Source organism: Rhizobacter sp. P1_G5 (assembly GCF_056405435.1).
The window spans coordinates 1-6,373 of the sequence record NZ_JBFUCB010000347.1 but is presented as its reverse complement, the minus strand read 5'-3'; the positions used below and the strand labels follow the sequence as shown (position 1 = coordinate 6,373).

6 protein-coding genes are annotated in these 6,373 nt (G+C 70.9%); 3 read left to right on the top strand and 3 right to left on the bottom strand.

Annotation, left to right across the window (positions count from 1 at the left end; translation table 11 throughout):
• On the top strand, positions 1–1,082 hold a 1,082-nt coding region (locus AC1D12_RS21285; protein ID WP_477842694.1), incomplete at its 5' end, for a serine/threonine-protein kinase.
• A gap of 5 nt (positions 1,083–1,087) precedes the next feature.
• On the opposite strand, the gene AC1D12_RS21280 is transcribed toward AC1D12_RS21285, so the two are convergent.
• Positions 1,088–2,365: an MFS transporter gene (locus tag AC1D12_RS21280; protein ID WP_477842692.1), complete on the bottom strand. Its 1,278-nt coding sequence runs from the start codon at positions 2,363–2,365 to the stop codon at positions 1,088–1,090.
• A gap of 235 nt (positions 2,366–2,600) precedes the next feature.
• Here AC1D12_RS21280 and AC1D12_RS21275 point away from each other — a divergent pair, with 235 nt between their 5' ends.
• Both AC1D12_RS21275 and AC1D12_RS21270 read left to right on the top strand, forming a co-directional pair.
• The gene (locus AC1D12_RS21275) at positions 2,601–3,875 is read left to right on the top strand and encodes an ANTAR domain-containing protein (protein ID WP_477842690.1); all 1,275 of its coding nucleotides are present in this window, start codon (positions 2,601–2,603) and stop codon (positions 3,873–3,875) included.
• 174 nt (positions 3,876–4,049) lie between these two features.
• Positions 4,050–5,060 carry a sensor domain-containing diguanylate cyclase gene (locus tag AC1D12_RS21270; protein WP_477842688.1) on the top strand — a complete coding sequence of 337 codons (1,011 nt, stop codon included), beginning with the start codon at positions 4,050–4,052 and terminating at the stop codon, positions 5,058–5,060.
• Positions 5,061–5,070: 10 nt separating this feature from the next.
• On the opposite strand, the gene AC1D12_RS21265 is transcribed toward AC1D12_RS21270, so the two are convergent.
• Both AC1D12_RS21265 and AC1D12_RS21260 read right to left on the bottom strand, forming a co-directional pair.
• Positions 5,071–5,895 carry a sulfite exporter TauE/SafE family protein gene (locus AC1D12_RS21265; protein ID WP_047503005.1) on the bottom strand — a complete coding sequence of 275 codons (825 nt, stop codon included), beginning with the start codon at positions 5,893–5,895 and terminating at the stop codon, positions 5,071–5,073.
• The gene (locus AC1D12_RS21260; RefSeq protein ID WP_477842696.1) at positions 5,895–6,368 is read right to left on the bottom strand and encodes an EVE domain-containing protein; all 474 of its coding nucleotides are present in this window, start codon (positions 6,366–6,368) and stop codon (positions 5,895–5,897) included. Before AC1D12_RS21260 ends, AC1D12_RS21265 begins: the two co-directional genes overlap by 1 nt.
• Positions 6,369–6,373 lie beyond the last annotated feature (5 nt).

Here is a 6,373-nt window from a genome sequence, read left to right as displayed (position 1 = left end):
GCGCCGCGCTGGCCGCCGGCGGGCGCGACAACGCGACCGCGCTGGTGTTGCGGGTGCGCGGCCTGGCCGACGGCGAGCTGAACGACGCGCTGCGCCGCGGCCGCAACCTGCCGGTGCCGCCGCGGTTGAAGGTGGGCGACCGGCTCGACGGCTTCACGATCACCGCGCGCGTCGCCGACAACGGGGTGCACTGCCTGTACCAGGCCCGCAGTGATGAAGCCGGTGAACCGCTGGTCGCGCTGAAGACGCTGCACCTGTCGCGCGCCAATGACCCGCAGGAGCGCGCGATGCTGGCGCACGAGGCCTGGCTCGCGTCGCGCGTGGGGAGCGCTGACGGTTTCGTGCGATTGCGCGAACTGCGCGAACCGACCGCCTTCTACGTCGCCTACGACTGGCATGCCGGCCRCACGCTGGAGCAGCTGCTGGCGGCCGGCGAGCGCGCCAGCGTCGGCGATGCGGTCGATGCGGCGATCGCGATCACCGGCGCACTCGCGCGCCTGCACCGGCTGGGCGTCGTGCACCGCGACGTGAAGCCCGCCAACCTGCACCGCGGCGACGACGGCCGCTGGCGCCTGCTCGACCTCGGCGTCGCGGTCTCGGGCCGCGAGCCGCGCGTGCTGCGCAGCCTGCATGCCGGCACGCCCAGCTACATGAACCCCGAGCAGTGGGCGAGCGACGACAACGCGGCCGGCGAGGCGGCCAACGCACGCAGCGACCTGTTCGCGCTCGGCGTCACGCTGTACCAGTGGCTGACCGGCCGGCTGCCGTACGGCGAGGTGCAGCCCTACCAGCGCGGGCGCTTCCGCAGCGATCCGAAGCCGCCGTCGCGGCTGCGCCCCGAGGTGCCGATCTGGCTCGACCATGTCGTGCTGAAGGCGGTGGCGCTCGATGCCCGCCAGCGTTTCGAGACCGCCGAGGAGCTGCTGCTCGCGCTGCAGCGCGGCGCCTCGCGCCAGCTCGCCGCGCCGCCCGCCACGCCGCTCGCGCAGCGCGATCCGCGGCTGCTCGGCCGCATCGCGCTCTGCGTCTCGGTGCTGCTGAACCTGCTGCTCATCTACTGGCTGCTGTTCCTGCCGCGCTGAATCGCTCATGGCCTGGCCTTCTGCGGCTGCAGCCGCGTCGTGCGCAGCCCGATGTCGGCCGGCTCGGCCACCGGCCGCGCCCGCCCACCCTTCTCGGCCCAGGTGCGCGTCCAGCGGATCTGCAGCGCCCGCATCACCGCCAGCATCACCAGCGCCAGCATGGCGAACAGCACGAAGCCCCAGGCATAGGTGCCGAGGTACTGCTTCGACAGCCCCATCGCGTTCGGCACCAGCCCGCCGCCCAGTGCGCCGATCTCGCCGATCATCGAACCGGCCACCGCGGTGGCCATCGGCCAGCGCAGCGGCACCAGCTGGAACAGCGCGCCGTTGCCCGCGCCGAGGGCCGCGAAGCACAGCATCAGCAGCAGCGTCGTGACCACCAGCGAGCCGGTCGACAGGCCGGTCAGCAGCAGGCAGGCGGCCACCACCACCAGCACCAGCGTCAGCGTGTTGACGCCGCCCCAGCGGTCGGAGAGCCAGCCGCCCACCACGCGCAGCGCCGCGCCCATGAAGGCGGCCAGCATCGTCAGCTGCCCCGCCTGCACCTTGCTGACGCCGAACTGGTCGTGGTAATAGGACGGCAGGAAGGTCGTGAGCCCGATGAAGCCGCCGAAGGTCACCGCATAGATCAGGCTGAAGGCCCAGCCGTCGCCCTCGAACAGGCAGGCGACGTGCTCGCGCAGGCTCGCATGGCTGTCGACATCGGGCGGTTCCTTCGCGAGCAGGATCATCACCAGCATCGGGATGGCGATCGCCGCGGCTGCGACGCCGTACACCGCCTGCCAGCCCAGCCACTGCGCGAGCGGCGGGGCCACCAGCACCGACACCGCGGTGCCGACGTTGCCGGCGCCCACCAGCCCCATCGCGAGGCCCTTGTGCTGCGGCGGGAACCAGCCGGCGCCGAGCGACAGCGCGACGCCGAAGCTCGCGCCGGCGATGCCCAGCAGCACGCCCATCGCGAGCAGCTCGTTGAAGCTGTGCACGAAGAAGAAGCCGAACAGCATCGCCACCGCGATCAGGCCCATCTCGACCAGCGTGGCGCGCTTGCGGCCGATGTACTGCGCCAGCACGCCGAGCGGAAAGCGCATCAGCGCGCCGGCGATGATCGGCACCGACAGCATCAGGCCCTTCTGCGCCGGCGACAGCGAGAAGGTCTCGCTGATGAAGGGCGCCATCGCGCCGTTCAGCACCCAGATGCAGCAGGAGAACGCGAAATACAGGAAGGCCGCGAAGAGCGTCGGGCCGTGGCCCGCGCGCAGGAAACTCTTGAACGAGGTTGACATGTGCAGCGCCGAAGCTGTTGGCACATGAATGCGCACTTCGTCGTGAGCATCACCCGCGGTGCGGAGGCAAGGTCGGGTGCAGCGTCACACCCGACGCATGCGTTGCAAGCGCCATGCCAGCGATGCGGCCCGTCGTGCGGCCCCCCGCGCTGGTATGGTTCGTTCCTTGCACGATGCGTCGTGCTTTCTCCTCTGTCGAACCTCTTCTGCCAACGTTCTGCCGAACCGGCTTTCCATGACTTCTGCCCTGATCCTGCTCGGCCCCTCCCAGGGCCTGCCTGCCTTGCAGGCCGACCTGCAATCGAGCGGGATTCACGTGCTTGGTGCGGTGGGCTGCGGCAACTTGGTGCGGGAATCGATCCGGCTCGAGCCGGATGTGGTCGTTTGTCACGACGCGCCGGCCGACGCGGCGGTGTTCGAGGCCTGCGCGCTGCTGGCCGCCACCGCGCCGCGGCCGGYGGTGCTGTTCACGCAGGATCCCGATGCGCAGAAGATCGAGCGCGCACTCGACAGCGGCATCCACGCCTACGTCGTCAACGGCTATGCGCCGGCCCGGCTGCGGCCGGTGCTGCAGCTCGCGCAGGCGCGCTGCGCGCTCGAGCAGAAGCGGCAGGCCGCGCTCGACGACGTGACGCACCGCTTCGAGGAACGCAAGCTGGTGGATCGCGCCAAGGGCATCCTGATGCGCGCCCGCCAGGTGTCCGAGGACGAGGCCTTCCGCGTGCTGCGCACGGCGTCGATGCACAGCAACCAGCGTGTCGGCCAGGTGTCGCAGCAGGTGATCGAGGCGGCGCGCTATGCCGAGGCGGTGAACCGGGCCGGGCAGCTGCGCATGCTGTCGCAGCGCATCGTCAAGCTGTATGCGCTGAGCGCGCTGGGCGTCGACAGCGGCGCGCATGCCGGGCTGCTGGACGAATCGTGCGCACGCGTCGATGCCAACGTGGTGGCGTTGCGCAAGGCGGTGTCGCAGGCCACCTTCGGCGACCTRCTGAGCGCGGTCGAGGTGCCGTGGCAGCGGCTGAAGGCGGCGCTCGCCGACCCGCCGCAGCGCGGCCGGGTGGCCGATGTCGACGTGCTGGCCGAGCGCGTTCTCCAGCAGGCCGACCAGCTCACCAGCAACCTGGAGACGGCCGGGCTGGTGGCCACGCTGCACGTGCTGAACGTCTGTGGCCGCCAGCGCATGCTGTCGCAGCGCTGGGCCAAGCAGGTGCTGCTGGGCGAGCTGCTCGAGGGAGACGGGGCGGTACGGGCGAAGGCACTGGCCGACGAGGCCGGCGCCGCGTTCGACGAGGCGATGCGTTACCTCGACGACATCCCGCTCAGCACGCGCGACATCCGCGACGCGCTCGACGCCGCCCGCGATGCCTGGTTGACGCTCGCGCGCGCCGGCGGCCAGGCGGCCGCGCTGCCGGGGCGGCGGGCGCTGGGCGAGGCCAGCGAGGCGCTGCTGGGGCTGTTCGAGCAGCTGACCGGGCAGTACGAGCGCAGCATGCAGGTTCTGATGGGCTAGCCGAAGGGGTAAAGCTTCTCGAAATCCCCCCATCTCGGGGGGGCGGTGCAACTCCGTGCCGCTATGATGAACAGAAGAGACATGGGAAGCGGCTGAACGGGGGTGAAGAGGACGCCCGGCCGCTTCAAAGCAGCACACCCGACCCATCGCATGACTGAAACCAAGCCCTTGGCCGTGCCCGCACGCGTGGACAACGCGCGCGCGCTCACCGCATCGCTCGGGCTCGCACCGCAGGCCCTGGGGGCGCTGGTGTTCACGCTGGCCGACCGGCTCGATGCCCCGCTGGCCATCAAGGAGGCCGCCACCGGCCGCTACGTGTACGCCAACAGCCGCATGGACGCGCTGGTCGGCCGCACCGCGGATGGCCTGTCCGACGAAGACTGGCTCGACCCGGCCCAGGCCGCGACGCTGCGCACCGCCGACCAGTCGGCGATGGTGCAGACRCTGCCGCAGGTCAGCGAGCACCGCATCGAGCGCAAGGGCGGGCGGCGCGAGTACAGCGTGACCCGGCAGGCGCTGGCCTCGCAGGACGGCAGCGGGCCCCGCTACCTGTGCTGCCTCTGGCTCGACCAGACCACGCAGCGCCAGCACGAGACCCAGCTGCAGATCGCGCTGCAGCAGCTGGAGCAGCAGCAGCAGGCGAGCGAGGCGTTCCGCCGCGAGATGCAGGACCAGGGGCTGCGCGACACCGTCACCGGGCTCTACCAGCGGGCGCACTTCGACGACCAGCTGCGCCGCGAGGTCGACCTGTCGTCGCGCGAGCACCGCGAGTTCGCGCTGGTGTCGGTGGCGCTCGATCCGCTGAACGACCAGGTGAAGGCGCTCGGGCCGGAAGCGCGGCAACGCGTGCTCGAGGCGCTGGGGCGGCTGCTGCGCAGCAACACCCGGGCGATGGATGCCTCGTGCCGGCTCGAGGAAGACCTGTTCGCGGTGCTGCTGTCGGGCGTCGGCTTGGCGACGGCGCATGCGCGGATGGAGGGGCTGCGCCGCCAGTGCGCGACGCAGATCGTGATGCTGAACGGGCGCGACCTGGGCTTCACCGTGTCGATGGGCGTCGCGAGCTTCCCGCACACGGCGCACACGCAGGAGGAGCTGCTGCAGGCGGCCGATGCGGCGCTGGCCGAGGCGCGGCGTCGCGGCGGCAATCACGTGACGCTGGCAAGCATCCGCTTCGAGACGTCGTGACGATCCGGGATCAGGCTAGGCCCTTGATGCCCTTGTAGAGCATGTAGCTCGCCAGGCTGTACAGCAGCACGGCGAACACCCGCTTCAGCTTCGCGGTGTCGATCCGGTGGGCGGTGCGCGCGCCGAGCGGCGCGGTGGTGACGCTGGCCGCGGCGATCACGACCAGCGCCGGCAGGTAGATGAAACCCAGCGTGCCGGGCGGCATGTCGTGCAGCGACCAGCCGGCGTAGATGTAGCCGACGGTCCCCATCAGCGCGATCGGAAAGCCCAGGGCGGCCGAGGTCGCCACCGCGGCGCGGATCGGCACGTTGCACCAGGTCATGAACGGCACCGAGACGAACGCGCCGCCGGCGCCGACCAGCGCCGACAGCACGCCGATCACGCTGCCCGCGCCGATCATGCCGGCACCCTGCGGCAGCTGGCGCGACGGCTTCGGCTTCTTGTCGAGGAACATCTGCGTGGCCGAGAAGCCGATGAACAGCGCGAACAGCAGCGCCAGCCAGTTGGCCGGCAGCGCCTTCGCGATCTGCGCGCCGAGCAACGATCCGAGCACGATGCCGGGCGCGAGCAGCTTGACGATGTCCCAGCGCACGCCGCCGCGCTGGTGGTGGGCGCGCACCGACGAGATCGACGTGAAGCAGATCGTCGCCAGCGAGGTCGCGACCGCCATCTTCACGATGTAGGCCTCGGGGAAGCCCTTCAGCGTCAGCAGCAGCGTGATGAACGGCACCAGCGTCGCGCCGCCGCCGACGCCGAGCAGCCCGGCCAGGAAGCCGGTGAAGGATCCGAGGACGAGCAGTTCGAGGATGAGTTGCCAGCCGAGGTCGAAAGCCATCAGGGCTTCCGATCCAGCAGTTCGAGCACCGCGGCCCATTCCTGCGCCGACACCGGCGTGATCGACAGCCGGTTGCCGGGCTTCAGCACCACCATCGACGCGAGCGAGGCCGCCTCGCGCATCTCGCGCAGCGACAGCAGCCGCGTCTTGCGCTCGAGCGCCACGTCGACATGCCACCAGCGCGGCTTCTCGGCCGTGGCCTTGGCGTCGAAGTACTTGCTCTTCGCGTCGAACTGCGTGGCGTCGAGGTACGGCTCGCCCACCACGCGCGCCAGCCCGGCGACGCCCGGCTCGGGGCAGGACGAGTGATAGAACAGCACGCCGTCGCCGCTGCGCATCTGGTCGCGCATGAAGTTGCGGGCCTGGTAGTTGCGCACGCCGACCCAGGGCACGCGCTGCTTCGGCGCAGCGGCCAGGTCGTCGATCGAACACTCGTCGGGCTCGCTCTTCATGAGCCAGAACTGTTCGGTCATGGTGC